This is a genomic window from Actinoplanes sp. CA-252034, assembly GCF_050956125.1.
GTDB lineage: Bacteria > Actinomycetota > Actinomycetes > Mycobacteriales > Micromonosporaceae > Actinoplanes.
On record NZ_CP191846.1, the window covers coordinates 10,549,397 to 10,576,063 of the forward strand.

The window sequence follows — 26,667 nt, forward strand, 5'->3', positions numbered from 1 at the left end:
GCCACCAACCTAGCGCTCGAACGGCGTAGGACCGGCTCGCGGGCTTCGTTGACCGCGAACCGGTGGTCATACGCGGTCGAACAGGCGGCGCGCCCCGGCGATGGCGTCGTCGATCGGCGCGGCGTCCGGATACCAGCGGGCCTCATGCTCCAGCACGACCGGGCCGGTGAACCCGGCCGCCCGGGCCAGGGTCAGCACCTCGGCGTTGGGCACCGTCCCCGCGCCCGGGACCAGGGGACGCCGGTCGGCCGGGCTCGCCACGTCCTTGACCTGCACCTCGGCCAGCCACGGGCCGAGCTCGACAGCGGTGCGCACCGGGGACTCACCGGCCCGCCACGGATGCAGGGCGTCCCACACCGCGCCGGCCTCGCTGCCGTCGGCGCCGGACGTCTCGAGCAGCCGGCGCACGTCGGCGCCACACGGGAACGCGTCGTGCGTCTCCACGAGCAGACATACCCCACTGCCCTTGGCCATCGCCACCGCGGCGGCGAGCGCGGCGGACGCCGGGCCCAGCAGCACAGCCGGGTCGCCGTCGCCGCCGGGCATCAGGCGCAGGGCGGGGGCACCCAGGTCGTACGCCAGGTCGAGGTGCTCGGCGAGACCGGCCGCACCGTCGGTGAGCCGCACGTACGTCGCCAGGCCGACGACCCGGAGCCCGTCGAGGGCGGTCCGGGCCGCCCGGCGCCCGGCACTGCTCAGGCCGGTGTGCACCGGCTCGTCCTCGGCACAGCGCAACTCCACGGCGCCGACCTCGTGGCGGCGCAGCATCCGGGCCACCCGGTCCAGCGGAAGACCGGGACAGCCCAATGTGGAGACGCCGAGGAACATCAGAGGCCCTGGTATCCCGCGAGGGTGTCGGCCAGGATCTCCGGTCCCGGACGCTGCCAGAGCTCCTCGTTCATCACCTCGACCTCGATCGGGCCGGTGTATCCGGCCTTCTCCACCGCGGCATGGAAGGCGCGGAAGTCGACGCAGCCGTCACCGGGCAGGCCGCGGCCGGTGAGCACGCCGGCCGGCAGCGGGGTGATCCAGTCGGCGAGCTGGTAGATGGCGATCCGCTCGCCGGCCGCCTCGATCTTCGGCAGGACCGTGTCGTCCCACCACAGGTGGTAGGTGTCGACGGTGACACCGACCTGACCGACCGGGTGCTGCTCGGCGATCGCCATGGCCTGGTCCCAGGTGTTGATGACGCAGCGGTCGGCGGCGTACATCGGGTGCAGCGGCTCGATCGCCAGGGTGACCCCGGCGGCAGCCGCGTGCGGGACGAGCCGGGCGATCGCGTCGGCGACGTGGGCCCGGGCGCCGGCGATGTCCTTGGACCCCTCGGGCAGCCCGCCGGAGACCAGGACCAGGACGGGTGCTCCCAGTGCAGCGGTCTCGTCGATGGCGCGGCGGTTGTCGTCGAACCAGCCGTCGAGCTGGAAGAACCCGCTGCGGCACAGGGTCGTGACGGAGAGCCCGGCGTCACGGACCAGGGCGGCGGAGCGCTCCAGGCCGTACTCGGCGACCGGCTCGCGCCACAGCGCGACCTTGTCCACACCGGCGTCGACCAGCCCCTTGACCAGCTCGGTCAGCTCCCACTGCTTGGCCGTGATCTGGTTGAAGGAGAAACGGCTCATCCGGCCATCACCTCGAAGAATCGGTTCGCCCGGTGAGCGGCCAGGTCCGGGTCGGTGAGCAGCCCGGCGGTGGCGGCCAACTCGATCAGCTCGGCGAAGTGCGGCACCGAGCGGCCCGACTGCAGGCCACCGACCATGGTGAAGTGGTCCTGGTGGCCGTTGAGCCAGGCGAGGAAGACGATGCCGGTCTTGTAGTAGAACGTCGGCTTCTTGAAGATGTGCCGGGAGAGCGGGACCGTGGGGGCGAAGATCCGGTCGTACTCGTCCAGGTCACCGCGGTCCAGGGCGGCGAACGCGGTGGCCGCGGCCGGGGCGATCGCCGCGAAGATGCCGAGCAGCGCGTCCGAGTAGCCCTGCTCGTCGCCGCGGATCAGCTGGGGGTAGTTGAAGTCGTCGCCGGTGTAGAGGCGGACACCCGCCGGCAGCCGGCGGCGCAGGCCGATCTCGTGGTCCGCGTCGAGCAGCGAGACCTTGATGCCGTCGACCTTCGCCGGGTTGCTGTTGATCAGCTCCAGCACGGTCTCGGTGGCCTTGTCCACGTCGGACGAGCCCCAGTAGCCCTCCAGCGCCGGGTCGAACGCGGTGCCCAGCCAGTGCAGGACCACCGGCTTGTCCGACTCGTCGAGCAGCTCGCGGTAGATGCCGAGGTAGTCGTCGGCGTCGCGGGCCGTGGCGGCGAGATGCCGGCTGCACATCAGCACCGGCGCCGCGCCCGCGGTGAGCACGTCGGCGAGCTGCTCGGAGTAGGCCCGCCGGACCTGGTCCAGGGTGACCTGGCCGGGGGCGAGCTGGTCGGTGGCCACCCCGGCCACGATCCGCCCGCCGCCCTCGGCCGCGCTCCGGCGGATCAGCTCCCGGGTGGCGGTGTAGTCCAGGCCCATGCCGCGCTGGGCGGTGTCCATCGCCTCGGCCACGCCCAGGCCGTGCGACCACAGGTGGTGGCGGAACGCGAGGGTCCGCTCCCAGTCGAGGGCCGCGGGCGCGCCCGGGGAGTTGTCGGCGCGCGGGTCCGCCACGACGTGCGCGGCGGCGTACGCGATCCGGCTGGTGGGGGCGCTGTCCGGCCTGACCCACCCGGTCGCCGAGAGGGTCAGCCGCCGGCCGCCGGGCAGGTCGACGGTGCTCACAGCTCGATCCGCCGGCCCTCGCGGGCCGACTGCAGGCCGGCCTCGGCCAGTCGCACGCCGCGGGCGCCGGAGCGGAAGTCCCAGTGGAACGTCTCGCCGGCCACGACGTGCCGCAGGAACGCCTCCCACTGCACCTTGAAGCCGTTGTCGAACTCCTCGTTGTCCGGCACCTCGGCCCACTCGTCGCGGAACGACTTGCCGCTGAGCGGCAGATCCGGGTTCCACACCGGCTTCGGGGTGGACGCCCGGTGCTGGATGCGGCAGCCGCGCAGACCGGCCACGGCGCTGCCCTCGGTGCCGTCGACCTGGAACTCGACCAGCTCGTCCCGGTTGACCCGGACCGTCCAGGAGGAGTTGAGCTGGGCGACGATGCCGCCCTCCAGCTCGAAGATGGCGTAGGCGGCGTCGTCGGCGTCGGCCGCGTACGTCTCGCCACGCTCGTCGACCCGCTCGGTGATGTGTGTCGCCGTGGTCGCCTGGACCGTACGGACGTTGCCGAACAGCTCCTCGAGAACGTAATTCCAGTGCGGGAACATGTCCATCACGATGCCACCGCCGTCGGCGAGCCGATAGTTCCAGCTGGGCCGCTGCGCGACCTGCCAGTCGCCCTCGAAGACCCAGTAGCCGAACTCGCCGCGGACCGACAGGATCCGGCCGAAGAAGCCGCCGTCGATGAGGCGCTTGAGCTTGCGCAGACCCGGGAGGAACAGCTTGTCCTGGACCACACCGTTGCGGATGCCGGCGGCCTCGGCCAGCTCGGCCAGCTCGATCGACGCCGCCGAGCTCTCGGCCAGCGGCTTCTCGGTGTAGACGTGCTTTCCGGCGCCGATCGCCTGGCGGATCGCCTTCTCCCGCTGGGCGGTCACCTGGGCGTCGAAGTAGATCTCCACATCCGGACGGGCCAGGGCCGCGTCCAGATCGGTGGTCCACTCGGTGAGGCCGTGCCGCGCCGCGATGGCGGCCAGTTTGTCGGGGTCACGGCCGACCAGGATCGGCTCGGGCCAGATGTGGCCACCCCCGGCGAGCGGCACGCCGCCCTGCTCACGGATGGCGAGAAGGGAACGGACCAGGTGCTGGCGGTAACCCATCCGGCCGGTGACACCATTGACGACGATGCCTATCGATCTACGCGCTGCCATTCGGTATCCCTCCGGAGTTTACTAGGAAAGCGCTTTCCTGCTGCTGGCAGCGTAGGCGTCTTCCGCGCTCGGGACAAGGCCCAGTTGATCTCGGGTGGCGGTCAGCCCTGCCAGGAGCGTTTGACACGAGTCCACCATGTGGACGGTGGCTCCCGCAGCGGCTCCTCCGCCGCCGTCGGCTCGGGCTCGCGGAGCCAGGCCAGAAGGCACGGACGGCAGACGTCGGGGGCATTCCACTCGGCGAACAGGTCCGGGGCGTGAGGCGACTCCGGGTACGGCCCGTCGGTCTCCTCACTCCAGTGCATGCCGGGTGACGGGAAGTAGAGACCACTCCGGTCACCGGCCGGCTCCGCACCACAGACCGCCGGCGAGCGCGCCCAGCGGCACAGATGGCGGACACCGTCGCCGTCCCGGATCAGGTCGTAGTCCTCCTGCAGCGCGTACCGGTAGAAGTCGGAGAGCGGGCCGACCACCATCGCGCTGCTCGGGCAGTACAGCGCGTGCCACACGTCGTCGTCGGGCTGCTGCGCCACCGTCACCAGCACCAACTCGTCGACCGGGGAGATCGGGGCGCCACGGTCGTACGGCAGCGGCTCGCCCACCGCCTCGTCACGATGACACTCGTCACCGCTCGGCAGGATCTCGCCGGTCCGGCACACCTCCGGATACAGCGGGTGGCACATCGACTCGACCACGGTGCTGTAGTCCGCGTACCGCTCGGTGCCGTCGGGGAATCGGATCGTCGCCAGCCAGGTACCCACGCGCATCACCCTCCACGTCGGATCATCGCCGGTCACCGCAACCGCATTTCGCAGAAACGCCGTCACGAAGGGTAAGCAAAGACGAATCGCCGGCAGGCCCCGAGGAAACGCCTCACCCGTCGAAATCCCCTGTTCGTGGGCGCATCGACAGCCATTCCAGTTGAGCGCCGGATCCCATCTCGGTAACTCGGAGTGAAAGATGAGTCGGTGACCGGAGAACCCGCGGCAGATCATCGAGGTGACCCGCCGCGGCTCGTCCTCAGGTCAACTCGGCCAGCAGACGGGCGCCGACCTCGGCGACGTCGGCGGCGGTCCACTCCAGAGCGTGCGCGGCTATCGTGACCTCGGTCACCGCGTAGCCGGGCACGTCCGCGTCCTGCCAGCCACCGGCGAACCAGACGCCGTCCCGCTCGGCCATCGCGAGAACGGCCGCGCCGATCGCATCGGCCGAGAACGGCAGCCAGAGGCGGAACTGGTGGGTGTGCGGCGGCTGCGGGAAGACCTTGGCTCCCGGCAGAACCGACAAAGCCTCAGCGATGGCACGGGCATGGCGCACATAGTCCGGAAGCCGAGGCAACTCCCGGTCGAGCCCGGCCAGCGCGGCGAGCACGGCCGGCCACTGCTGGAAGATCGTCCCGCCGTAGCGGTGACGCCACGCCCGCGCGTAGTCGCCGAGGTCCTCCGTGCCGGCGAGCACCGCCCCGCTGATCCCGTCGAGCGACTTGTAGAACGACACGTAGACGCTGTCCGCGAGCGCCGCCACCTCCCGCAACGAGTGACCCAGGTGCGGGGTCGACTCCCAGATCCGGGCGCCGTCGAAGTGCACCCGGGCGCCGATCGCACGAGCCGCCTTCGCCACCGCCACCAGCTCGTCCCACGACGGCAGGACGAACCCGGCGTCCCGCATCGGCAACTCGACGACCACGGTGCTGACCGGCTCGCCCAGGCGGGCGATCTCGGCAGCCGTGGGATTGCGCCGCTCGGTCGTGGACCGTACCCCTCGCAGGCCGGTGAGCTCGGCGTACGCATGCCGCTCGTGCACCTCCTGATGGCCGAGCGGGTGCAGCGCGGCCGCCGGGATCCCGGTCCGGTCGGCGCCGTAACGCAGCGCCACCTGCTGAGCCATCGTGCCGGTCGGGAAGAACACGGCGGCCTGGGTCCCGAGCAGGCCGGCCACCCGCTCCTCCAGCACCTCGACCGGCCCGTCGCCGTAGAAGTCCGGCCATTCGTCCACATCACCACCGGCCTCGATGTCGGCGATCCGGTCCCGCATCGTCTTCGGGCGGACACCGGACAGGATCCGGTCACAGTCACGCATCGCGTTGAGTCGGCGCAGCCTCTCGTCGGACATCTGCGGATGATCCCATGATCTTCGATTCCTGTCGGACCTGGCCGTTACTGTGCGGCCCATGCGAAGTTTCGAGCTCGTCGAGGGATCGTCGGCCAAATTCTGGGAGATCTCCCGGGCGGGCGGCCAGGTGACGGTCAGATTCGGCCGGCTCGGCGCCCAGGGGCAGACCAGCGTCAAGACGCTGCCCGACGAGATCACCGCCACGACGCACGAGACAAAGCTGATCAACGAGAAGCTCCGCAAGGGCTATGCGGAGACGACCGGCCCGTCTTCCATGCCGACCACGGCCGCCGTCAGCACCGGGCCCACGGCCTCGATGAGCCCCGTGGCCGCTGTCAGCACCGGGCCCACGGTCTCCATGAGCACCGTGGCCGCTGTCAGCACCGGGCCCACGGCCTCCGTCAGCAGCATCGCCCCCTCCCGCCCGATGGCCGCGGAGGAGGTGGACGAGGACGTTCTCGTTCTTTCGGCGGCGTGGGCCCGGGTGCGGACGCCCCGGCGGGGCAGTGCCGGGGTCGGCCGTTTCACGGGGGATCCGAAGGCTCGGGCCGCTGCTGAGGCTCAGCTCGCCCGGCGGCCGGATCGGGTTCGGGCCGTGCTCGAGGCGCCCACCACCGAGGAGCAGACCCGCCGGCAGGCACTCGCCTGGCTGGACGGCGCGGCCGACTCGACCCCGCTGGGCGCCGCCGCCGTCGCCGCCACCGCGGACGACGGGCATTGGCAGTCGAGTGACTGGGCCAACTGTTTCGCCGACATGTGGATTCGCGAGCGTGGACTGGTCTTCGCCGCCGAGGCCGCGGTCACCTTCACCGACCTGATCCTGCTGGACGACGAATCGCCGGACCCGTCCCGGCAGCGTCGGGGCGTGCGTCACCGGCGGCCGGGGGAGAGCCGTCCGGCCCGGCATCCGTGCGGCGCCATGCGGACCCTGCTGCGGGTGCGCCAGGCTCTCGCAGCCGCACCGGACGCGACGTATGCGCAGGTGGTGGCTGCGCTTCGGGCGTACCGCGCCGGGGGCTCCCACGCCCGGGCCGCCGTCGCCGTTCTCGTTCCGGAGGAGCGTGCCTGGTTCGAGGAGGACCGGGACGCTGCGGTGGCCGCCGGCGACGACTATCTGGCGACCCTGCTGCTCATGGCGGCCGCCACCGCGGACGATGTGACCGCGCTGGCCCCGCTCGCCGCGCGGGATACCATCACCGACTCGATGAACCTGCTGGTCACCATGGTCGACGGGGTCGGCGCGGCGGCCGCGCCGATGCTGTTCGACTGGTTCGACGACTCGTGTCACCTGACCGACGACCAGCGGCGGCTGCTGCCGCTGCTGGCGGCCCTTCCCGGTGACGAGGCGACCCGGGGGCTGATCCAGCGGATCAACGTCAAACACGTCAAGCCGGCTCTGCTCGACCACGCCGAGCGCTATCCGGCCCGGGTGCTGCGGCTGCTCGCCGAGGCGGCCGGAGACCCGGCCGTCGCCGCCCTGTTCCGCGGGCACCTGCTGAGGCACAGCGCCCTGGTAGAACGGGTGATCCCCCAGCTCAGCGCGGAGGCCGCCGTGCGGGTCGAGGAGGTGCTCACCGAGGCCGCCGCCGTGACGGCCGCCCCGCTCTCGGCGGTGCCGCCGATCCTCGCCGACCCACCGTGGCGACACATTCCGGAGCCGGCCGCCCCGACCATCATCACCGGCTTGACCTGCGACGATCCGATGACGTTCGACTGGCTACCGGGTGAGCGGGAGCAGTGGGCGGCACTGCCGTTCCAGCGGTACGACCATGACGGCCGGTGGGATCCGGAGGTGCGGCGGCAGGCGGTGCTCCGCAATCAGCTCCCGCTCCGTGACGCTTTCCTGTTCTTCATCGACTCGGCCGAGGAGATCGCCCACCCCACACTCCTGGAGTGGCGACCCTACGACCCGTGGATGGCCGGGACGTATATGCGCCTGATCACGGCACGGTTCGGCGCCGACGCGCTGCCGGCGCTGATGAGCCTGGCTCCGCACTCCCCGGTCGATGTCGCCCCCGCGCTGCAGCCGTTCGCCGGCCCGGAGATCGCGGTGCTGATGGCCGACTGGCTGGCCCGGCTCAAGGGCGTTCGCGACGACGCGCTGGCGTGGCTGCTCCGGCATCCGGCCGAAGCCGCACGTGCCCTGATCCCACCGGCGCTCGGGCGACTCGGACCGGCCCGCCGGCAGGCCGAGAACGCACTGCTGGCCCTGCACAACGGCGGCCACTCGGAGGCGGTTCGGGCCGCCGCCCGCGGTTACGGCGACGCGGCCGCCGCGGCCGTCGAGACGCTGATCACCGCCGATCCGGCCGCACTCGACCCGTCGAAGATCCCGGTGGTTCCGGTGTGGGCGACGCCCGGCGTGCTCCGGCCCGTCCTGCTGCGAGACGGGTCCGGGTCTCTACCCGACGAGGCGGTGGCGAACCTGTTCGTCCTGCTCGCGTTCTCCCCGCTGGGTCCGCCCTCAGCGGGTCTCGCGACGGTTCGGGAGGCGTGCGAGCCGTCGAGCCTCGCGGCGTTCGCGTGGAGCCTCTTCGAGTTGTGGCAGACGTCCGGGTCCGTGTGGAAGGAGCGATGGGCGTTCGAGGCGCTCGGGCATCTCGGAGACGACGATTCGGTGCGCCGGCTGTCACCGCTGATCCTCGCGTGGCCGGGCGACGGTGGCCACAACAAGTCGGTGATCGGGCTGCAGGTGCTCGCCTCGATCGGCACCGACGTGGCCCTGATGTGCCTGCACACGATCGCGCAACGGTCGAAGTTCGCCGGTCTGAGGACCGCAGCCGTGCAGAAGATGACCGAGGTCGGCGCCGAGCTGGGGCTGACCGCCGAGCAGCTGGCCGACCGCCTGGTGCCCGACTTCGGCCTGGACGCCGATGGGAGCCTGCTCCTCGACTACGGCCCCCGCCGGTTCGTCGTCGGCTTCGACGAGAATCTCCAGCCGTTCGTCACGGAGCCCGGCGGCCGGCGGCTCAAGGCGCTGCCCAAACCGGGGGTCCGGGACGACGCGACTCTGGCTCCGGCCGCCCACCAGCGGTTCGCCACCTTGAAGAAGGACGTCCGCACGGTGGCCGCCGATCAGCTGCGCCGCCTGGAGCGGGCGATGGTCACCAACCGTCGCTGGTCGGGGGCCGATTTCCGCCGCCTGTTCGTCGACCACCCGCTGTTGTGGCATCTGGTGCGCCGCCTGGTCTGGGCCCGGTTCGACCAGGAGACGACCGGCGCGTTCCGGATCGCCGAGGACCGGACACTCTCCACCGTGGACGACGAGGCCACCACGCTCCCGGATGACGCCGTGGTCGGTGTGGCGCACCCGCTCCACCTCGGGGACGATCTGGCGGACTGGGCGGCGGTCTTCGCCGACTACGAGATCCTTCAGCCGTTCGCGCAGCTGGGGCGGCCGGTCTTCGCGCTCACCGGCGAGGAGGCCACGACCAGTCGGCTGGCGCGGTTCGTGGGTCGCCGGGTGCAGACCGGCCGGCTGCTCGGTCTGGAGCGCCGGGGCTGGCGGCGGGAGAGCCCGAAAGACGCCGGCTATCAGTGCAGCATCGCGCTCGCCATCGAGTCCGGCCACGAGCTCGTCGTCGAGTTCGAGCCCGGCTTCTCCATCGGATACATCGACATGGCCGTCGAGCAGGAGCTGACGACGGTGTTCCTGCACGACGGCGTCCACGAGCGGGGTTGGCGGCGAGACGACCGTGGCCACGTGGTCCTGGACGAGCTCGATCGCGTCACCGTCTCCGAGCTGCTCCGGGAGCTGACCGACCTGACCGGCTCGTGACCACGAGCCGGTCCGCGCGGGGGCTGGGCTCAACGCGGCAGATCCCCACCGGAGACCGGGATCACGCGGCGGGGGCCAGGTCTTCGGGGTTCTCCGGGTAGAGGGCACCCAGCTCGACGAAGACGGCCGCGTTGCAGCGGAAGGCCAGCTGGGCCTCGTCGATCATGGTGGTGGCCTGGTCCTCGGGGAGGTCCAGGGCGTCGAGCCGCTCCCGGTAGGCGACCTTGTAGGCGCGGGCGTCGGTGATCTGCTCGAAGCGGTAGAACGACGTGCCGGCCTCGCTCAGGCCGTAGAGGTTGGCCAGGGTCCGGCCGATCATCTGCCCACCGCTGAGGTCGCCCAGGTAGCGGACGTAGTGGTGGGCGATGAAGTGGGTGGGTGAGGTGGCCGCCAGGTCGCGCAGACGGTCGGCGTAGGCACGGGTGGATTCGAGGACGGTGACGGTCGACTCCCAGTCCGGGCCGTAGAGGTGGGCCAGGTCGGCCTCCAGCGACGGCGCCCGGGTCAGCGCCGGATCGGCGAACCCGGCGGCCGGGCCGGCCTCGGCACGCATCCGTGCGGCGGCGGCCTCCAGTTCCCGGTAGACGGTCAGATACTGCGCGGTCAGCGCGGCGAAACCGGCCATCGGCACGGCGCCGGCCATGAGCCGGGAGATGAAGCTGCGGGTCTCGGCCTCGCGGTGCTCGACCATGGTGGCGCGGCGCAGGCGGGTGGAGAAGTCGGTCATGTCGGCTCGTCCTTCCTGATCATCGAGGTGGTGGCGCCCGATTCGGCGGGCCGGCGGGAACGGGTTGTCACCGGGTGGCGACACGACGTCGATGTCGTACTGATCATCCTCATTGCGCGGGGGCCCGGTCCAGTGTTGTGGGCGGCTTCTTCGACCGCCTACGGGACAGACTGCGCCGGACGAACCGGAGAACGAGGTACGAGACGGCCAGTGACAGCAGGATCACCAGCGCCCAGGGCCAGGCCCAGACGGTGGTTCCGCGGGTCACGGCGGGGAGCTTCTGGTCGAAGCTCGCGGGCTCGACGCTGACCTCGGCGTTGAGGCGAACGGTCGGCTGGACTCCGACGATCCTCTCGGTGACGGTCACCGAGCCGCCGGGGAGCAGCTCGGGGATCTGCATCGCCTCGGTACGGGCCAGTTGCCAGCCGAACGGGCCGGTCACCCGCACCGCGCCGGCGCCACTGAGACGCAGGTTTCCGGTGTTGCGAACCAGGTAACTGACGGTCATCTCGCCGCCGTCGGCCGGATTCGTCGACTGGGTGTACTCCAGCCGTACCGTATCGATCGTGAGAGTTGGCGCGACCGCACCGGCGACGGTGAGGTAGACGCGGGCGGCGACCCGGCGGTCCACCAGGACCTTCTTACCCTTCGCGTCGACCGCCTCCTCGGCGATCGACGTGATCACGCCGCCCGCGTGGTCACCGGGGGTCGCGCCGGCCGGAACGGTGATCGAGAACGGCACGTCCAGGCGCGTGTTCGCCGGGACCGTGTACTCCTTGGCGCCGAGCCCGATCCACGCACCGATGTCGGTGGCCTTCTGCGCGGCCGGGAGCAGGCCGAACGAGCCGTCCTCGGTGTTGTAGGCGTCGGTGCCGTAGACGCTGAAGGTCAACGGGCGGGTGGTCAGGTTGGTGATGCCGACGTAGTCGGTGAGCGTCTCGCCGGGGGCCGCGCGTCGGATGATGAAGTCGCGGCCGTCCGGGCCCTTGGCACTCGACGGCTGCACCGACCAGCGCACATCCGCAGCGCCGGGGGCGGCCCGGGCCGGGGCGGGGACCAGGATCAGTAGAAGAACCGCGGCCAGCACGCCTCGGACGGTCATGTTGCTCCTTACGATGGGGCGGGCCGGCCGGGAATTGTTGCGGAATTCCCGGCCGGTTCCCGCACCCGGATACCGAGGCCCGGAACCGGACCGGACCAGAGACCAAGCCGATCCGATCCGGCCCCGAGCCGGACCGGACCAGAGACCAAGCCGATCCGATCCGGTTCCCGAGCCGGACCGGACCAGGTCGGAGACCTGGCCGATCCGGTCCGGGGACCCGAGCTCCGGGGGCCGAGAGCCCGGGTCAGGGCCGTGGGTCAGGCGAGCGTCAGGGTGAGGACGGCGCTGTACTCACCGGCGGCGCTCGATTCGGGGATGCCGAGGTTCAGGGCCGCGCCGCAGGTGGCGCTGCCCAGGCTGGTTCCGGTCTCCGCGCTGCACAGGGTGCGGCTGGCGCCGAGGCCGGTGCCGGGAGCAACCGGGCCGCCCGGCGCGACCTTGTTGGCCACACCGTTCGCGGCGACCAGGCTGGTGGCCGCGACCTGGGCGGTCGGGGTCCAGCCGAGGTTCGCCGCCGGGATGACGCCGCCGGTGGACTTGAACTCGGTGACCTGGCCGACCAGGTCCCAGCCGGCGTTGGTGCCGCGCAGATCGCTGACGGTGACGGCGTTGAGGGCGCCGGTCGCGGTCTGCCCGGGCGTCGCCGCCGACAAGGTGACGGCCGTTCCCGCCGACGTCAGGGTCAGGGCGCCGCCGCTGACGGCCGCCTTGATGGTCTGCGCCGCCGAGCCGTTACCCGTGCCCGGGTCGGTCGGATCCATCGGGTCGGTGGGGTCGGTCGGTTCGGACGAGTCCGAGGCCGTCGCGGTCACCGGGTCGAGAGCGGTGCCGGGCTGGTAGAAACCGGCGAACGCGGATGCCCCGGAGGCGGTCAGTGTCGCCGCGAGCGCGTTGAACGAGACGTCGCCGTCGGTCACGGTCGGCGCGGTGGTCACCAGGGTGGCGACCTCCGTCTGGTCGAGGTGGCTCTCGGTGGTGCCGTTGTTGGCGACGAGGTCCACGTCGGCTCGCAGCGAGCCGGTGCCGTCCCCGTCCACGACCAGGGTCGGGTTGGAGACGGTGATCTCGAACATGTGCAGGGGGTACGAGAACACGACCGTCCCGCCGTAGCTGACAGTTGCGGTGCCAGCTGCGGCGTCGTAGGTGCCCCCGGTGGCCGGGAAGTCGAAGGTGCCGTCCGCGTTGCGGCTCGCCCCGTTGCTGGTGGCGATCGGTGGGTTGCCGTTGCCGGCGCCGACGTAGGCCCGGAACGAGGCTTTGAAGCCCCAGTCCAGGCTGCCACCGGCCACGTCGACCGACGCGGCGAACGCCGGTGTGACTCCGGTGAGCGCCGTGGAGGCGCCGAGGGCGATGGCGCTCGCGAACAGGGCGGCCCGATGCGAGCCGTTGAGTGTGCCCACGCTCTTTCCTTCCATGAGCTTCGGGGTGGACGCGGCCGGGAGCGTGAGCTCCGAAGGCGACGAGGTCCGAAGAGGGCAGTGACCCGCGATTGCGGGTTAGGTTAGGGTAGCCTCACCTAACTCTCAGGATCAATCAAGGTCATGTGAGATCGAATTCGCCGGAGGAGGCCGTGATGCGCATCGAGCCGCGGGTGTCGGTCGCCGCCATGGCACTGCTGATCGTCGCCGTCACGGGCAGTCCCGCGATCGCGGCCGGGCGTCTCACCGCCTCCAAGACCAAGGGCATCGCCCGCTCCGGGGAGACGATCACCGTCACCGGCCGCGGGTACGACACGACCAAGGGCATCTACGTGGCGTTCTGCCTGGACAACGGGCCCGGCGTGATGCCTTCGCCGTGCGGGGGCGGCGCCGACATGTCGGGCGGTTCCGGCGCTTCCGTGTGGATCTCGTCGAACCCACCGTCCTATGCCGAGGGACTGACGACGCCGTACGGCGAGGGTGGCAGTTTCCGGGTCTCGCTCAAGGTCAGCCAGATGATCGGGGACGTCGACTGCGCGGTCCGCGGCTGCGCCGTGGTCACCCGTAACGACCACACCCGGACCAGCGACCGCTCGCAGGACGTGCGCATTCCGGTGCGATTCGCGGCGTCCACTGTGAGCAATGCCACATCCACGACGGCACCGCCGGCCGGCGTCACCACGAACAGGCCGGGCGGTGGCCAGCCGGCCGGAAACCGGAGTGCCCCGGTCGGGCCGCCCACCGGCAGACTCGCCACCGCCGGGCCGCCGACCACCGCTGCCGTGGTCGCGCTGGAGGCAGCCGAGCCGGCTCTGAGCCGCACCAGCAGCGCCACACCGCTCGGGCACTGGTGGGCGATCGGCGGCGCGTTCCTGGTCGGCGTCCTGGTGACCGGTCTCGCCGGTCGTGTCCGACAGCGACGGGAGCGTTGATGCGAGCCACCATGAGCAGAATCGGGACGGCGGCGGTCGTGGTGGTGCTCGTCGCGACGGGATGCACCACGGTCAGTGAGGTCGGGCCGGACCGGTCCGCCACCAGCGCCTGTGGGGTTGCCACCGCCGAACTGGCCGACGAGGACGTCACACCGCTGGACCCGGCGCCGTCGCCGCGACTGCCGGTCACGGTGACGTCGGCGGACGGGCGGGACGTCACGGTGACGTCGGCCGACCGGATCCTGGCCGTCAACCTGTACGGCTCCCTGGCTGAGATCGTCTTCAGCCTCGGGCTCGGCGACCGCGTGATCGGGCGCGACACCTCCACCGCGTTCCCGGCTGCGGCCGCGTTGCCCCTGGTCACTCCACACGGACACGACCTGTCGGCGGAGGCGGTCCTCGATCTGAACCCGACCGTGCTGATCGCCGACGACAGCATCGGCCCGGCCACGGTGTTGCAGCAGATCCGGGACTCGGGGATCCCGGTGGTGATCGTCGACGACGAGCAGACGCTGGAGGCGATCCCGGCACACATCCGGGCCGTCGCCGGGGCGCTCGGGGTGGCCGGGGCCGGGGAACGGCTGGTCGTCCGGGTGCAGTCGGAGATCGACGCGGCTCGGGCGTCGGCGCCGAAGGACGGCGCACCGCCGCGGATCGCGTTCCTGTATGTGCGGGGCACGGCGGGTGTGTATCTGATCGGCGGGGACGGCGCCGGGTCGGACGCGATGATCGAGGCGATCGGGGCGGTGGACGCCGGGACCGCGGCGGGGCTCACGAAGTTCCGGCCGTTGACCAGTGAGGGGCTGATCAACGCGGCGCCCGACGTGATCCTCGTGATGACCGAGGGGCTCGACTCGGTCGACGGCGTGGACGGCTTGCTCAAGCTGCCGGGGGTGGCGCAGACGCCGGCCGGGGTCAACCGCCGGATCGTCGACATGGAGGACGGCGTGCTGCTGAACTTCGGGGCGCGCACCGGTAAGGCCGTCGAGGCGCTGGCGAAAGCGGTCTACAGGTCATGCTGACCGAGAAGGATCACGGCGTCCCTGAGCGCGGGCCGACCGGGGCCGAGCGGCGGATGTCCGAGGGTGATCCGGCCGGACGTGGACGCCTCAGGTCCGGCCGGAGAGCCCCGTGGCCGTACCGGAAAACGGTTTTGATCCTGGGGTTGGCGGTGGGGCTCGCGGCCGTGAGCGTGCTTGCCGCCGGGCGTGGGCAGGTGCCGATCGCACCGGCCGAGGTCGCCGGCTCGGTGTTGCACCGGCTCGGGATCGATCTCGGCCCGCTGCCCTCGGCGGTGCAGGGCGAGAACGCGTTGTGGCTGGTCCGGTTCCCGCGGGTGATGCTCGCGGTGATCGTCGGCGGCGCGCTGGGCTGCGCCGGGACGCTGATGCAGGGTGTCTTCGGCAATCCGCTCGCCGAGCCCGGGGTGGTCGGTGTGTCGTCGGGAGCGGCGGTCGGCGCGGCCGCCGCGATCGTCACCGGCGTCACCGTCGCCGGGATCTGGACCACCGCGGCGGCCGCGTTCATCGGCGGCGTCCTGACCACCCTGATCGTGTACGCGATGTCGCGCGCCCGGGGCCGCACGGAGGTGGTCACGCTGGTCCTGACCGGTGTGGCGGTGAACGCGACGGCGGGCGCCCTGCTCGGCCTGCTGATGTTCGTGACCGATGACGACGGTGTCCGGGCGATCGCGTTCTGGCAGCTCGGCAGCCTGGCCCAGGCCACCTGGGGCGCCGTCGCGGTGGCCGGCCCGTGCGCGGTCGCCGGCCTGGCGGTGGCCGTGATCCTGGCCCGCCGCCTCGACCTGCTGGCCCTCGGCGAGCGCCCGGCCCGGCACCTCGGCGTCGACACCGAACGCCTGCGGATCGTCGCGATCGTGACGACCGCCCTGCTCACCGCCTCGGCGGTGGCGTTCACCGGGATCATCAGCTTCGTCGGACTGGTGGTGCCACACCTGGTCCGGATGATCGCCGGGCCCGGTCACCGGGTGCTGATCCCGGCGAGCGCGCTCGGCGGCGCCCTGGTCGTGGTCACCGGCGATCTGATCGCCCGGACCGCGATCGACTACCAGGAGTTGCCGCTCGGGGTGCTGACCGCGGTGGTCGGCGGGCCGGCGTTCTTCTGGCTGCTGCGCCGGACGCGGGCGCGCGCGGGAGGCTGGGGATGAGGGCCCGGGACGTCCGGGTCGATCTCGGCGGCCGGCGGGTCGTCGACGGCGTGGATCTGCACGTCGACTCCGGTGAGGTGGTCGCACTCGTGGGACCGAACGGCGCCGGCAAGTCCACTTTGCTCGCCGCGCTCGCCGGGGACGTGCCGGCCGGGGGACGCGTCGACATCGCCGAGCGCGAGGTGCGCGCCTGGAAGCCGGCCGAGCTGGCCCGGCAGCGTGCCGTGCTGCCGCAGAAGGCGGCGCTGTCGTTCCCGTTCACGGTCGGTGAGGTCGTCGCGATGGGGCGGGCGCCGTGGCACGGCCGGCCGGAGAGCGCCGACGACGAGGGCGCGGTGGCCGAGGCGATGCGGCTGACCGAGACGACCGGTTTCGCGGGGCGGTCGTTCCCGGAGCTGTCCGGTGGCGAGCAGGCGCGGGTGGCGCTGGCCCGGGTGCTGGCGCAGCGGACCCCGGTGCTGCTGCTCGACGAGCCGACGGCCGCTCTCGACCTACGGCATCAGGAGCTGGTGCTCCGGGCCGTACGGGCGCGAGCCGCCGGCGGTGCGGCCGTCGTCGTGGTGCTGCACGATCTGGGGCTGGCCGCGGCGTACGCGGATCGCGCGTATGTGCTGGCCGAGGGGCGCGTGCGGGCCGAGGGGACGCCGCGGGACGTGTTCACCGGGGTGTTGTTGAGTGACGTCTACCAGCATGAGGTGGAGGTCTTCGATCACCCGCGCACCGGGACGCCCCTGGTCGTGCCGCGCCGCTGAGCCTCCCTGATCAGGGCGGCCTTCTCCCGGTTGATGAGCTCCGCGGCATCGTCCCGGCTGCAGAGGGCGAACGTGCCGGGGCGGATCGCGGTGAGTATGGCGGCGATCGTCCGGCGGGTGAGGCGGGTCAGCTCGGCGAGCTCGCCCACCGGGTCCACCATTCTGTCGACGTCCACCGGGTAGGTCCGGGTGTCTTCCGCGGTCTGCACGACATGCCGTCGTGGCGTCAGGCCGTCGTCGAGGGCGGCCACACACCGTGTCACCAACTCCGACGAGTCGAAGTCCACGCGAGGGACGGTTTGGCTGGTCCGCGCGACCGGAGCCGGGGAACGCCGCACCCTCCGGCCGTCGGTGATCGTCCGGAAGTCGCCCTCCGCCTGCAGTCCGGCGACGAACGACGCGTACGACTCGTCCGCCACCACGGTCAGCTCGTTGATCCCCGCCATCCGCTCCCCGTGCTGATCGACCGCGAGCCGCAGCCCACGGCCCACCTCCTGACGGCGGGACACCGTGTTGTCGCTGTGTTTGAGCATGCCGATGACGAAGACGTTCGGGTTGTCCCAGCCCTCCCGCAGCGCCGAGTGCGAGAACACGAACCGGACCGGCTCGTCGAGGGAGAGCAGGCGCTCCCGGTCACGCAGGATGAGGTCGTAGGCGTCCACATCGGAGGCGCTGCCGTCGACCATGCGCCCGGTCCGCCGGTCGACGGCGAAATAGCCCTGGTGGGTGCGCCCGGGCGGGATCCCGTCGAGGTAACGCCGGTAGGGCCCGTCCGGCTCGCCTGCGGTCAGCGCACCGTACTCCTCGACGAACATCCGCGCGTAGGCACCGAGCTGGTCGTCGCGCGAATAGTCGCGGTATCCGACCACCTGGTCGATGAAGAGCAGCGACAGCACCTTGACGCCCCGGGCTGCAGCTCCCGCTCCTTGTCCAGGTGCGCGCGGATCACCTCGCGGATCTGGATCCGCCGCTTGGCCGCACCGGGCTCCCCGTCGACCCCGACCACCGTGATCCGTTTGACGAGCTTGCGGCGGTACGCCTCGACCGCGTCCAGCCGGTGCACGAGATCGTGGCGAACCCGGTGGGTCGCCGAGTACCGCAGGACCATGAGCGGGTCGAACCGGCTCAGCGATGCCAGCGAGCGGGCCGACCCGATGCGCTGGGGCTCGTCGATGACGACGATCGGACGGGCCGCCCGAATCACGTCGATCGGCCGGCGCGACCCGAAACCGTCCTGCTCCTCGTAGATGCGGCGGTTCTCGCGGGACGCGGAGTTGAACGCCTGCAAGTTTATGATCATGACCTGCACGCCGGTGCCGGAGCGGAACCGTTCCAGTTCGTGGAGCGCGGAGGAGTCGTACGTGAACGGGCGCGGGCGTGTCCCGTACGTCTGCCGGAAGTGCTCCGCGGTGATCTCGAACGCTCTGCGCACACCCTCCCGGATCGCCACCCCCGGCACCACGACGATGAATCTCGACCAACCGTAACGCCGGTTCAACTCCATGATCGTCTTGATGTAGACGTAGGTCTTGCCGGTGCCGGTCTCCATCTCCACGTCGAGGTTCGGGGCATCCGGCGCCGCCTCGCTGACCGCCGGCGCGCCGGAGAGCGGCAGCCCGGCCCGGCGCTGCACCGCACGCACGTTCGCCAGAAGGCGATCGGTCGCCAGCGGCGCGTTGCACGGCCCGGGCGTGGAATACGGCTGGCCGGCGAAGCAGTCGGCGACCGCGGCCACCGCCTCGGTCTGGAACTCCTGGACCGTGAACTGGAGCCGCACCCGTCACAGGACCTTCACGTCGGTCGACGGCGACAGCGCCGCGAAGATCTGGTCGGCGTTCAGACGGGCCGCGTCGTCGGCGAAGCCCGAGTCGCGGAAGACGGCTCGGCGCGGCCGCCTGGTGGCGACCGCCCGGACCACGTCCTCGGTGACCGTCTCCCGCAAGCAGGCGATCAACTCGTCCTCACCGGCGGCCCACACCCCGTCCGACTCGGTGAGCGGCAGACCCGGGTCGAGGCCCGAGTCGAGCAGCGCCTGGAACAGCAGGTCCTCATCGGTCCGGTCCGGTTTGACGCGGTCCACCAGGGCGGCGAGCGAGCTCTGGCCGAGATCGTCCGGCGGCTCGGCGAGGTTCGGCGAGTCCAGCCGCAGCACCCGGAAGCCCAGGTCACCCGAGGCGCCGGAGGCCCGCAGCTCGGCCACCACGTTGCGCACCCGGGTCAGCCCGATCTCGAAGATCGACGACAGTCCGTTCTCGGCGACCGGCAGCGGCTCCGGGATCTGCACGCTGATGAAGCGCCGGTTACCGCCGTCCGCCCGGTTCTGCACCAGCACGGCGTGCGCGGTGGTCGCGCTGCCACCGAAGAAGTCCAGGACGATGTCGCCGTCACCGGGCCGGCCGGCCAGCTGCAGGATGCGCTGCAACAACTCGACCGGCTTCACCGAGTTCAGCACGTTGGCGGTGTGCTCGAACGGGACATAGCGCAGCAGACTGCGCTTGGCGTCCTGGGTGTGGCCGACCTCGCCGTAGAACCACAGCGTCTGCGGGGTACGCCCGGCGGACACCTCGGACAGGAACCGTTTCACCGCCGGGGCGTTGTCGCCACCACTGCCCCACCAGATCCGGTTGTCCGCGTTCAGCTCGTCGAACCGCTGCCGGGAGATCCGCCAGTAGCTGCCGCGCGGCGGGCCCTCGATCAGCCTCCCGGACGGGGTGGTGATCGGGTAGACGCCGGCGTCGTACCGGTTGCGGGCCGACATGTTCTCCGGCTTCCACGGCCCACGCGGGTCGGCGTCCGGATTGCGGTACCGCGCCTCCATCTCGGCGGTCCGGGCGAGTGGGCGCGGCTGCCAGCGGTCCCGGTTCCGGGCGAAGACGAGGATGTAGTCGTGGTCCTCGGAGAACCACCGGGCGGTGTTCTTCGGCGCGTACACCTTCTGCCAGATGATCTGGGCGACGAAATTGCGCTCCCCGAAGATCTCGGCGCAGATCTTCCGCAGGTTGTCGATCTCATGATCGTCGATGGAGATGAAGATGACGCCGTCGTCGGTCATCAGATTCCGGGCCAGCGCCAGCCGCGGATACATCATGCTCAGCCAGTTGGAGTGGAACCGCCCGCCCGACTCCGGATTGGCCACCAGCGGCACCCCGGTCGCGTCGACCTGCCCCGACCCGGCCAGATAGCCGGCCCTGGTCTGCGAGAAGTCGTCGTCGTAGAGGAAGTCGTTGCCGGTGTTGTAGGGCGGATCGATGTAGATCACCTTGATCCGCCCGAGGAACGACTCCTGCAACAGCTTCAGCACGTCGAGGTTGTCGCCCTCGATCAGCAGATTGCGGGTGACGTCGAAATCCTCGGACTGCTCGCGCCTCGGCCGCAACGTCGCGGCAGCCGGCTCCCGCACCGACCGCTGCGCCCGGCGCTTACCCGGCCAGTCCAGCTGGTAGCGCTCCGGCGCACCCTCCGCGACCCGATCCCCGAGATGCCGCCTGAGCAGGTCGAAGTCGACCACCCGGACCGGCCTCCCGGAGGCGTCCGCCACCTCGGTCACCGCGGCCGGGAACAACTCGGCGAGCCGGTCGACGTCATGCGTCGCCGGATCGGGACTCGTCAGTTTCTCCACGGAGCCGTCCCAGAGGGGTCCTACGCGTCCTAGGTGCTGGAAACCAGCACCCTACCGCCCTTCGCCGACAAAAACCCCATTCCCGGAACGGAAAGGCCCTAAAACCCTTTTTCGGTACGGCCGACGCGCCCCGTGACAGCGCAAGAGGCTCTCACCGGCCCACCGGTGCGGACCTGGACGAGCCGTGGTCCCGGGGCACCCGTCAATGCGCCTGCCGCAGGATCAGTCCACCTCGGATCAACGCGCCGATCGCATAGCCCAGCAACAGGACGCCGACACCGGAGCCGACCACCTCGCCCGGCGACACCGTCGACACCATCCCGGTGATCAGCCCGGCCAGCGCGGCCACACAGACCAGTCCGGCGAGAACCCGCAGCGCCGGATCACGCAGCACCGGGGCGAGCGGCCAGAAGTGCAGCCCGACGACCGCGGCGACGAGCACCGGAATGTACTCCGAGTGGCCGGTGACGGCGAGCAGCACCGCACCGAATCCGGCGGCCGCCAGCTCACCGGCGAGGATCACCAGGTACCACCGATCGGCGGCCGCATCCCGTGACAGCAGCCCCTCCGCGCGGGACCACACCACGAGCGCGCCACCCGCACCCGCGGTGAGCAGGGCGGCGACACTGCCCGCGACCAGGAAGACCCCCAGGGTGGCTCGTTCGCCGGCACGCTCAGCCAGATCGTCGCGAAGATGCCGAGGTACAGCGCTGTGAGTCCGGCCCGCCGCCGGGCATCCGCCGATGTCGTCACCAGTGCTTCCCTTCCGCAACCCCGCCATGTCCGCCGCAGCGATTATCACGAATGGTTACGGACCGCATGTCCCCGCGGTTGAGGTCGTCTCCTACCTGACACACCGCGCTGCAGTCACCGGTCCGGGATCACTCGCGCGGCTGCGGGGTCAACCGGCGCCACAGCCAGGACGGGAAGACGCTCAACCCGGAGCCGAAAGCGCTCTGCAGGAACAGATCCGTGCCGATGCCCACGCTGCCGGGGGCGTGCCGCACCACGTGCAGCATGTGCCGGGCCCCGCCGCGGCGGCCGGTCAGTTTGAGGGCTACGCCTAGGGCCAGCTCAGCACGGAGCGTGTTGGGATGGGTGTCACCGAGCGTGGCCCGGAAGCCGTGGAACGCGCCGTCGAAGTGGTCGGCCGCATCGGTGTTGCGGTGACCTCTGGCGGCGGCGAAACCGAGCACCATCTCCGCGCGGAACCGGGCCGGGTGCTCCGGGACGAAACGGTCGCGCACGTCGTCGCGTACCCGGGAAAGGGTGTCGCCCGGCCGGCCGAGAGCGGTGAGCGCCTCGCCGTGGGCGACCGCCAGCGACAGGGTGACGCTGTGCCGCGGCCCGTGGGTGGCCGCCCAGTTCTCGCGGAGACGGCCCAGCTCACGCTCGATGTCCTCCCAGACCGGCCGGTCCTCGCGGGGATCGGTGAGCGGCGGGATGAGCCGGGCGTCGACGAGCACCCCGACCGCCTGGGCCACGGTCGGATGGTCCTGCCGGTCGGGGGTGGCGTGTGCGGCGATCACCCGGGCGGCGCGACGGCGGGCCTCCGGTTGGGCACCGTCCTCGATCTCGGCACGGGCCAGCTCCAGCTGCGCCGACTGCACCCGGTCCAGCATCGAGTACCGGATCTCGTGCTGATCGATGAACGCCGTCAGCCCTCTCCGTGCCTCGTCGTACCGGCCGCGCAGCCGTCGCGACCGCAGGAACCGCAGCTCGACGTCCGGGGATGCGGGGCCGGTGCGCAGCAGCGTCCACAGGTGGTCGGCGCGGCCGGTGTCGCCGAGGTCGTCGAGCACCTCGGCGAGCAGGAGCCGGGCCCGGCTCCGCAGCTCGGGATCGGTGGCGAGCGGCACGGCCCGGTCGGCGTGGTCACGCGCCTCGTCGAGCGCCCCCACGGTCCGCATCATCTCGGCCGCCTCGACCAGCACCGCAGGGTCGTCGAAGTGGCGTTCGGCCAGCTCACGGTGGTGCGGGGCGGTCAGGACCGGCTCGCGCAGGGAGATCACCCGTCGATGCAGCCGATCCACTATGGTCAGCGGCAGGTCGGGGCGCCCGGACAGCCGGTCAGCGTGCCGGTTGACCAGGAACGACTCGATCGGGCCGGACCAGGGGTGGTCGATCACGGCGTCGGCGAGCCGGCGGGCCAGCGCGGTCCAGTCGACCGGCGGCAGGTGCTGCCGGGCCGCGTCACGGACCACCGAGTGCACCTGCAGGGCGCCGTCGACCGGGACGGCCAGCAGCTCCCGGTGCAGCTCGTCGACCGCTTCGGCGCCGGCCCGGCCGAGCAGCAGGCGCAGCACGCCGGGTGGGAGGGCGGCGGGCGAGCTGAAGGCGGAGAACCGCAGCACCCGGGACGCCGACTCACTGAGACCGTCGAACCGGTCCCGGAGCAGCACGGTGATCGGTGACGGGACGTCGGTGAGCCGGTCGGCCAGGTCGGCGGGACCGTGTTTGCGCAGTGCCAGTCCGGCCAGCCGAAGCGCCATCGGGTGCCCGCCGAGGAGCGCGAGAAGGTCAGGGTCGTCGCTGCCCAGCAGTTCGGCCGCCTCGGCGTCGGCCATCGGCCCGAGCTCCAGGACCGGCGCCGGGATGCCGGGCACCCGGCTGGTGATCAGGACGGTACGCAGCCTGCGCCCGGCCGCCCGCACCAGGAGGCGATCGACGAGCTCCTCGGTGAGTGCCGGGATGTCGTCGACGATCAGCAGGCTCGGCTCCGGCTCGCCCGCGACCCGCTCGGCGAAGTGCTGGACGATGTCGTCGACCGCTGGATCGCCCATCCGGGCGCGGAGCCCGGCGGCGAGGGTGGCGGCCAGCTCGTCCGGGTCGGTGCTGCTCCCGGCGAGGCTCACCACCCAGCTCCCCGGTGGCGCAGAGGCGGCCGCCAGCGCGGACTTGCCGATACCCGCCGGCCCGGTGAGCACGCACACCCCGCTCTCGGTGAGCGCGGTGCGCATTTCCCGCAGTTCGTCCTGGCGTCCGATGAACACGCGCAGGAAGATACCGACCGTCACGCCGATTCGCTCAGCTGGCACTCCGGGCCGTTACCAACATGATCCGCAGCTCACCGGACAGCCGGCGCCGGCGCCACTCCCCGGCCGACGCCCGCGGTGATCAGCCGTTTCGCGATGACGAGCCCGATCTGGATGAACACCGTCGTGCTGCCGAACAGCAGGACGAAGAAGCCGACCTGGGCCGCGGTCGTCATGTCGCCGATGTTGAAGTACGCGTAGGCGCTGATCGCGTAGTAGACCTGGAACAGCGCGCCGGTCACGAAGAACAGCCAGGGCCGCCAGATCCGGTAGAGGGTGACCAGGAAGCCCAGTTCCAGGGCGGCACCGACCATCAGGTTGGTGAGGATCGCGCTCGGTCCGGCCGGGGTGGCCACGTTGATGATCCCGGCGAGGAACATGGTGAGCACCGCCGCGCCGGGACGCCGCAGCACGGCGAGCGCCACGACCGGGCCGAGGAACCAGACGCCGGCCATCGCGGCGTACGCCAGCGGGACGGCCGCGGAGATCGCGAACGACACGAAGAACGCCGGTATCAGCAGGACACCGGTGGCCGCGCCGATCGCCGCGCACGCCATCAGGTAACGGGTGGTCAGATTCTTCATCCGAGGGCTCCAGACAACAGGTGGGGAACGAGACACACAGCGATAAGCCAGAGCGCCAGGACGGCGTCGCGGGGGCGCAGCGGGACGTGACGGCGTTCGGTACGGGTCCGGAACGCCCCGAACCCGCGAGCCTCCATCGCGAGCGAGACGCGGTCACCGTGCCGCATCGCCCCGGCCAGCAGCGGTACGGCGTACCCGTTGTACCGGCGCAGCGTGGCGACCGGTCCGCGCCCGCCGTCCACGCCCCGCACCCGGTGCGCCAGCCGGATGATCTCCAGGTCGCGACGGAACCTCGGCACGAACCGCATGGCCGCGAACCCCGCGTACCCGATCCGGTAGGGCACCCGCAGGTGCGCGATCATCGACCGGACCAGGTCGGTTCCGTCGGTGGTGAGGCCCGCGATCAGGGCCAGCAGCATCACGGCGGCCACCCGCAGCCCGGTGGCGAGGCCGATCTCCAGCGCGCCGGACCAGAGCGTGAACGGCCCGATCGTCAGCAGCGCGGTGGTGTGGTCGACCAGGCGCGGGTCGGTCCACACACCGAACGACACGGTCAGCACAGCCACCAGCAGCGGCGGACCGGCGATCGTCGCGACCAGCCGCCGGCCGCGCAGCCCGCCGCCGATCAGCAGCATGGCCAGTGCGATCACCGCGAACACGGCAGGCGTCCACAGGTCTCGCGACAGCGCGGTGACGATCATGGCGGGGACCGGGGCGAGCACCTTGACGACCGGGTTGTACGAGCGCAGCGACCACCGGTCGCTCATCGGGACGGCTCCAGGGCGGGCAGATCGGCGAGCCTGGTCACGCCGTGCCAGCCGGGGTGGCGGGTGAGCGCACGGGCGGCCTGTGCGATCGGCGGTGGTCGCAGCCCGGCCGCGGCCAGCACCGCGGCGTCGGCGTAGACGTCGGACGGGACACCGTCGGCGATCACCCGGCCGCCGGCGAGCACCAGCAGCCGGGTCGCGTACTCGGCGACCAGATGCATGTCGTGGCTGACCACGACCACGGTGGCGCCGTCCCGGTGCAGCCCGTCGAGCAGGTCGAGCAGCTCGGCGGCGCGTTCCCGGTCCTGACCGAACGTCGGCTCGTCCAGGACCAGCACCTTGGGCCTGGTCACCAGGGCGGCGCCGACCGAGAGGCGGCGTTTCTGGCCGCCGGACAGCAGGAACGGGTGCACCTCGCGCACCCCACCCAACCCCAGCCGGTCCAGCAGCTCGTCCACGCGGGCGTCGATCTCGGCTCGCGGTCGCTTCAAGACCCGCAGGCCGTACGCCAGCTCGTCCTCGACCCGGTTGGTGAGGAACTGGTGCTCCGGGTTCTGGAAGACGAACCCGGCCTGACCGCTCACGGTGACCGTCCCGCGGCGGGTGCCGACCACACCCGCGATCGCCTGGGCCAGCGTGGTCTTGCCGGCCCCGTTGGCCCCGGCCACCGCGACGAACTCGCCGGCCGCGACGGTCAGGGACACGCTGTGCAGAACGGGCCGGCGTCCGCGATGGACGGTGAGGTCGCGTACCGCGATGGCGGTCTCGGCGGCGACACCGGCAGCCACCCGGGCCCGGGGAGCCGGAAGCGCGGGCGCCGTGTCGAGGGCGGTCGCCAGCTCGCCGGGCGTCAACGGCAGCGGCTCCAGCACGATTCCGGCCGCCCGCAGCCGCAGCGCCGCCAGCGTCGCCACCGGCAGCCACACGCCCAGCGCGATCAGCTCCTCGACGTGCCCGGTGAGGATCGCGCGGGCCGCCCCGTCGAACACGACCCGTCCCTCGGCGTCGAGCACCAGCACCCGGTCGACGAATCCGATCGCCGCGTCCAGGTTGTGCTCGACCAGCAGCACGGCCCGGTCCCGCTCGGCGGCGATGTCCCGCAGGATCCGATAGACCTCCTCGACACCGGCCGGGTCCAGGTTCGCGGTCGGCTCGTCGAGGACCAGCACGGGGGTACGCAACGCGAGCGCGCAGGCGATGGCGAGGCGCTGACGCCCTCCGCCGGACAGATGCTCGGGGTCGTCGTCGCGGCGCTCCCAGAGCCCGACGCGGCGCAGTGCCTCCTCGGCCCGTGCCAGCACCTCCTCCGCCGGGACCAGCAGGTTCTCCGGCCCGAAGCAGACCTCGTCGAGCACGGTGGCCGTGACGATCTGCGCGTCCGGATCCTGGAAGACCATGGCGACGTCACGGGCGAGCGCGGGCACCGTGGTCGCGGCCGTATCGGTCCCGGCGACGGTCACCGTGCCGTCCATGAGAGAGCCGACGACGTGCGGGATCAGCCCGTTGGCGGTGAGCGTGAGAGTGGACTTGCCGCACCCGGACGGCCCGAGCAGCAGCACCATCTCGCCGGCCCGGACCTCGGCGGTCACCTCTTGTGGCCGGGCCGCGCCGTGGCTCACCGCACCGTCTCGGTCATACACCTCGTGCCGCACGGACACCCCGGTGAGCCGCAGCAACACGTCGGACATGCGGATAAGGATAGGCATACCTTAATTCGCCCGGCACGCCCGCTCACGCAGCGAGCGCGGCCCCACCCCTGGGGTGAGCCCGCGCTCGTCAGTCCTGGTCG

General features: G+C 71.7%; 22 protein-coding genes. 5 read left to right on the top strand and 17 right to left on the bottom strand.

What is annotated here, in order from left to right; genetic code table 11:
- Nucleotides 1-66: 66 nt before the first annotated feature.
- The 6 genes from ACQPZW_RS47850 to ACQPZW_RS47875 form a co-directional block, all read right to left on the bottom strand.
- A complete protein-coding gene (locus tag ACQPZW_RS47850) occupies nucleotides 67-828 on the bottom strand; it encodes a sugar phosphate isomerase/epimerase family protein (protein WP_433792593.1) in 762 nt (253 codons plus the stop codon).
- On the bottom strand, nucleotides 828-1,619 hold the full coding sequence (locus ACQPZW_RS47855) for a sugar phosphate isomerase/epimerase family protein (protein WP_433792594.1): 792 nt from the start codon (nucleotides 1,617-1,619) through the stop codon (nucleotides 828-830). Before ACQPZW_RS47855 ends, ACQPZW_RS47850 begins: the two co-directional genes overlap by 1 nt.
- Complete coding sequence (locus tag ACQPZW_RS47860) at nucleotides 1,616-2,746, bottom strand: dihydrodipicolinate synthase family protein (RefSeq protein ID WP_433792595.1); 1,131 nt, start codon at nucleotides 2,744-2,746, stop codon at nucleotides 1,616-1,618. Before ACQPZW_RS47860 ends, ACQPZW_RS47855 begins: the two co-directional genes overlap by 4 nt.
- On the bottom strand, nucleotides 2,743-3,885 hold the full coding sequence (locus ACQPZW_RS47865; RefSeq protein ID WP_433792596.1) for a Gfo/Idh/MocA family protein: 1,143 nt from the start codon (nucleotides 3,883-3,885) through the stop codon (nucleotides 2,743-2,745). Before ACQPZW_RS47865 ends, ACQPZW_RS47860 begins: the two co-directional genes overlap by 4 nt.
- 101 nt (nucleotides 3,886-3,986) lie before the next feature.
- On the bottom strand, nucleotides 3,987-4,646 hold the full coding sequence (locus ACQPZW_RS47870) for a hypothetical protein (protein WP_433792597.1): 660 nt from the start codon (nucleotides 4,644-4,646) through the stop codon (nucleotides 3,987-3,989).
- A 259-nt stretch (nucleotides 4,647-4,905) separates the two neighbouring features.
- Entirely contained in the window at nucleotides 4,906-5,997 is a 1,092-nt protein-coding gene (locus ACQPZW_RS47875) for a threonine aldolase family protein (protein ID WP_433792598.1), read from the bottom strand.
- A 58-nt stretch (nucleotides 5,998-6,055) separates the two neighbouring features.
- On the opposite strand from ACQPZW_RS47875, the gene ACQPZW_RS47880 reads away from it, so the two are divergent.
- Nucleotides 6,056-9,775, top strand: a complete 3,720-nt coding sequence (locus ACQPZW_RS47880; RefSeq protein ID WP_433792599.1) for a DUF4132 domain-containing protein — start codon at nucleotides 6,056-6,058, stop codon at nucleotides 9,773-9,775.
- A gap of 61 nt (nucleotides 9,776-9,836) precedes the next feature.
- Here the strand turns inward: ACQPZW_RS47880 and ACQPZW_RS47885 are convergent, their stop codons facing one another.
- The 3 genes from ACQPZW_RS47885 to ACQPZW_RS47895 form a co-directional block, all read right to left on the bottom strand.
- On the bottom strand, nucleotides 9,837-10,502 hold the full coding sequence (locus tag ACQPZW_RS47885) for a heme oxygenase (biliverdin-producing) (protein WP_433792600.1): 666 nt from the start codon (nucleotides 10,500-10,502) through the stop codon (nucleotides 9,837-9,839).
- 109 nt (nucleotides 10,503-10,611) lie between these two features.
- Nucleotides 10,612-11,604, bottom strand: coding sequence for a WxL protein peptidoglycan domain-containing protein (locus ACQPZW_RS47890; protein ID WP_433792601.1), 993 nt, complete (start codon nucleotides 11,602-11,604; stop codon nucleotides 10,612-10,614).
- Nucleotides 11,605-11,861: 257 nt separating this feature from the next.
- Nucleotides 11,862-13,004: an HtaA domain-containing protein gene (locus tag ACQPZW_RS47895; protein WP_433792602.1), complete on the bottom strand. Its 1,143-nt coding sequence runs from the start codon at nucleotides 13,002-13,004 to the stop codon at nucleotides 11,862-11,864.
- A 173-nt stretch (nucleotides 13,005-13,177) separates the two neighbouring features.
- On the opposite strand from ACQPZW_RS47895, the gene ACQPZW_RS47900 reads away from it, so the two are divergent.
- The 4 genes from ACQPZW_RS47900 to ACQPZW_RS47915 all read left to right on the top strand — a co-directional run bounded on the left by ACQPZW_RS47900 (nucleotide 13,178) and on the right by ACQPZW_RS47915 (nucleotide 16,873).
- Complete coding sequence (locus ACQPZW_RS47900; protein ID WP_433792603.1) at nucleotides 13,178-13,954, top strand: hypothetical protein; 777 nt, start codon at nucleotides 13,178-13,180, stop codon at nucleotides 13,952-13,954.
- An 11-nt stretch (nucleotides 13,955-13,965) separates the two neighbouring features.
- Nucleotides 13,966-14,976 carry a heme/hemin ABC transporter substrate-binding protein gene (locus tag ACQPZW_RS47905; protein WP_433792604.1) on the top strand — a complete coding sequence of 337 codons (1,011 nt, stop codon included), beginning with the start codon at nucleotides 13,966-13,968 and terminating at the stop codon, nucleotides 14,974-14,976.
- A 164-nt stretch (nucleotides 14,977-15,140) separates the two neighbouring features.
- The gene (locus ACQPZW_RS47910) at nucleotides 15,141-16,121 is read left to right on the top strand and encodes a FecCD family ABC transporter permease (RefSeq protein ID WP_433792605.1); all 981 of its coding nucleotides are present in this window, start codon (nucleotides 15,141-15,143) and stop codon (nucleotides 16,119-16,121) included.
- Nucleotides 16,118-16,873: a heme ABC transporter ATP-binding protein gene (locus tag ACQPZW_RS47915; RefSeq protein WP_433792606.1), complete on the top strand. Its 756-nt coding sequence runs from the start codon at nucleotides 16,118-16,120 to the stop codon at nucleotides 16,871-16,873. The genes ACQPZW_RS47910 and ACQPZW_RS47915 overlap by 4 nt, the downstream gene beginning before the upstream one ends.
- Here ACQPZW_RS47915 and ACQPZW_RS47920 read toward each other — a convergent pair.
- The 8 genes from ACQPZW_RS47920 to ACQPZW_RS47955 form a co-directional block, all read right to left on the bottom strand.
- The gene (locus ACQPZW_RS47920; protein ID WP_433792607.1) at nucleotides 16,831-17,769 is read right to left on the bottom strand and encodes a hypothetical protein; all 939 of its coding nucleotides are present in this window, start codon (nucleotides 17,767-17,769) and stop codon (nucleotides 16,831-16,833) included. The genes ACQPZW_RS47915 and ACQPZW_RS47920 overlap by 43 nt on opposite strands.
- Nucleotides 17,661-18,650, bottom strand: a complete 990-nt coding sequence (locus ACQPZW_RS47925; protein ID WP_433792608.1) for a DEAD/DEAH box helicase family protein — start codon at nucleotides 18,648-18,650, stop codon at nucleotides 17,661-17,663. Before ACQPZW_RS47925 ends, ACQPZW_RS47920 begins: the two co-directional genes overlap by 109 nt.
- Before the next feature lie 3 nt (nucleotides 18,651-18,653).
- The gene (locus ACQPZW_RS47930) at nucleotides 18,654-20,492 is read right to left on the bottom strand and encodes a site-specific DNA-methyltransferase (protein ID WP_433792609.1); all 1,839 of its coding nucleotides are present in this window, start codon (nucleotides 20,490-20,492) and stop codon (nucleotides 18,654-18,656) included.
- A 202-nt stretch (nucleotides 20,493-20,694) separates the two neighbouring features.
- Nucleotides 20,695-21,273, bottom strand: a complete 579-nt coding sequence (locus ACQPZW_RS47935) for a hypothetical protein (RefSeq protein WP_433792610.1) — start codon at nucleotides 21,271-21,273, stop codon at nucleotides 20,695-20,697.
- Nucleotides 21,274-21,373: 100 nt separating this feature from the next.
- Nucleotides 21,374-23,485 carry a hypothetical protein gene (locus ACQPZW_RS47940; protein ID WP_433792611.1) on the bottom strand — a complete coding sequence of 704 codons (2,112 nt, stop codon included), beginning with the start codon at nucleotides 23,483-23,485 and terminating at the stop codon, nucleotides 21,374-21,376.
- Between the two features lie 74 nt (nucleotides 23,486-23,559).
- Nucleotides 23,560-24,111 (bottom strand): ECF transporter S component, encoded by a 552-nt coding sequence (locus tag ACQPZW_RS47945; protein WP_433792612.1) that lies wholly within the window; start codon nucleotides 24,109-24,111, stop codon nucleotides 23,560-23,562.
- A complete protein-coding gene (locus tag ACQPZW_RS47950) occupies nucleotides 24,108-24,878 on the bottom strand; it encodes an energy-coupling factor transporter transmembrane component T (RefSeq protein WP_433792613.1) in 771 nt (256 codons plus the stop codon). Before ACQPZW_RS47950 ends, ACQPZW_RS47945 begins: the two co-directional genes overlap by 4 nt.
- Nucleotides 24,875-26,566: an ABC transporter ATP-binding protein gene (locus ACQPZW_RS47955; RefSeq protein ID WP_433792614.1), complete on the bottom strand. Its 1,692-nt coding sequence runs from the start codon at nucleotides 26,564-26,566 to the stop codon at nucleotides 24,875-24,877. The genes ACQPZW_RS47950 and ACQPZW_RS47955 overlap by 4 nt, the downstream gene beginning before the upstream one ends.
- Between the last annotated feature and the right edge of the window lie 101 nt (nucleotides 26,567-26,667).

Bases quoted from the DNA above. Each gene is read 5' to 3' on its own strand.
- ACQPZW_RS47890 (WP_433792601.1), bottom strand. From the start codon at position 11,604: ATGACCGTCCGAGGCGTGCTGGCCGCGGTTCTTCTACTGATCCTGGTC.
- ACQPZW_RS47935 (WP_433792610.1), bottom strand. From the start codon at position 21,273: ATGGCGGGGTTGCGGAAGGGAAGCACTGGTGACGACATCGGCGGATGC.
- ACQPZW_RS47875 (WP_433792598.1), bottom strand. From the start codon at position 5,997: ATGTCCGACGAGAGGCTGCGCCGACTCAACGCGATGCGTGACTGTGAC.
- ACQPZW_RS47865 (WP_433792596.1), bottom strand. From the start codon at position 3,885: ATGGCAGCGCGTAGATCGATAGGCATCGTCGTCAATGGTGTCACCGGC.
- ACQPZW_RS47900 (WP_433792603.1), top strand. From the start codon at position 13,178: ATGCGCATCGAGCCGCGGGTGTCGGTCGCCGCCATGGCACTGCTGATC.
- ACQPZW_RS47955 (WP_433792614.1), bottom strand. From the start codon at position 26,566: ATGTCCGACGTGTTGCTGCGGCTCACCGGGGTGTCCGTGCGGCACGAG.
- ACQPZW_RS47885 (WP_433792600.1), bottom strand. From the start codon at position 10,502: ATGACCGACTTCTCCACCCGCCTGCGCCGCGCCACCATGGTCGAGCAC.
- ACQPZW_RS47915 (WP_433792606.1), top strand. From the start codon at position 16,118: ATGAGGGCCCGGGACGTCCGGGTCGATCTCGGCGGCCGGCGGGTCGTC.
- ACQPZW_RS47855 (WP_433792594.1), bottom strand. From the start codon at position 1,619: ATGAGCCGTTTCTCCTTCAACCAGATCACGGCCAAGCAGTGGGAGCTG.
- ACQPZW_RS47850 (WP_433792593.1), bottom strand. From the start codon at position 828: ATGTTCCTCGGCGTCTCCACATTGGGCTGTCCCGGTCTTCCGCTGGAC.
- ACQPZW_RS47945 (WP_433792612.1), bottom strand. From the start codon at position 24,111: ATGAAGAATCTGACCACCCGTTACCTGATGGCGTGCGCGGCGATCGGC.
- ACQPZW_RS47950 (WP_433792613.1), bottom strand. From the start codon at position 24,878: ATGAGCGACCGGTGGTCGCTGCGCTCGTACAACCCGGTCGTCAAGGTG.
- ACQPZW_RS47880 (WP_433792599.1), top strand. From the start codon at position 6,056: ATGCGAAGTTTCGAGCTCGTCGAGGGATCGTCGGCCAAATTCTGGGAG.
- ACQPZW_RS47905 (WP_433792604.1), top strand. From the start codon at position 13,966: ATGAGCAGAATCGGGACGGCGGCGGTCGTGGTGGTGCTCGTCGCGACG.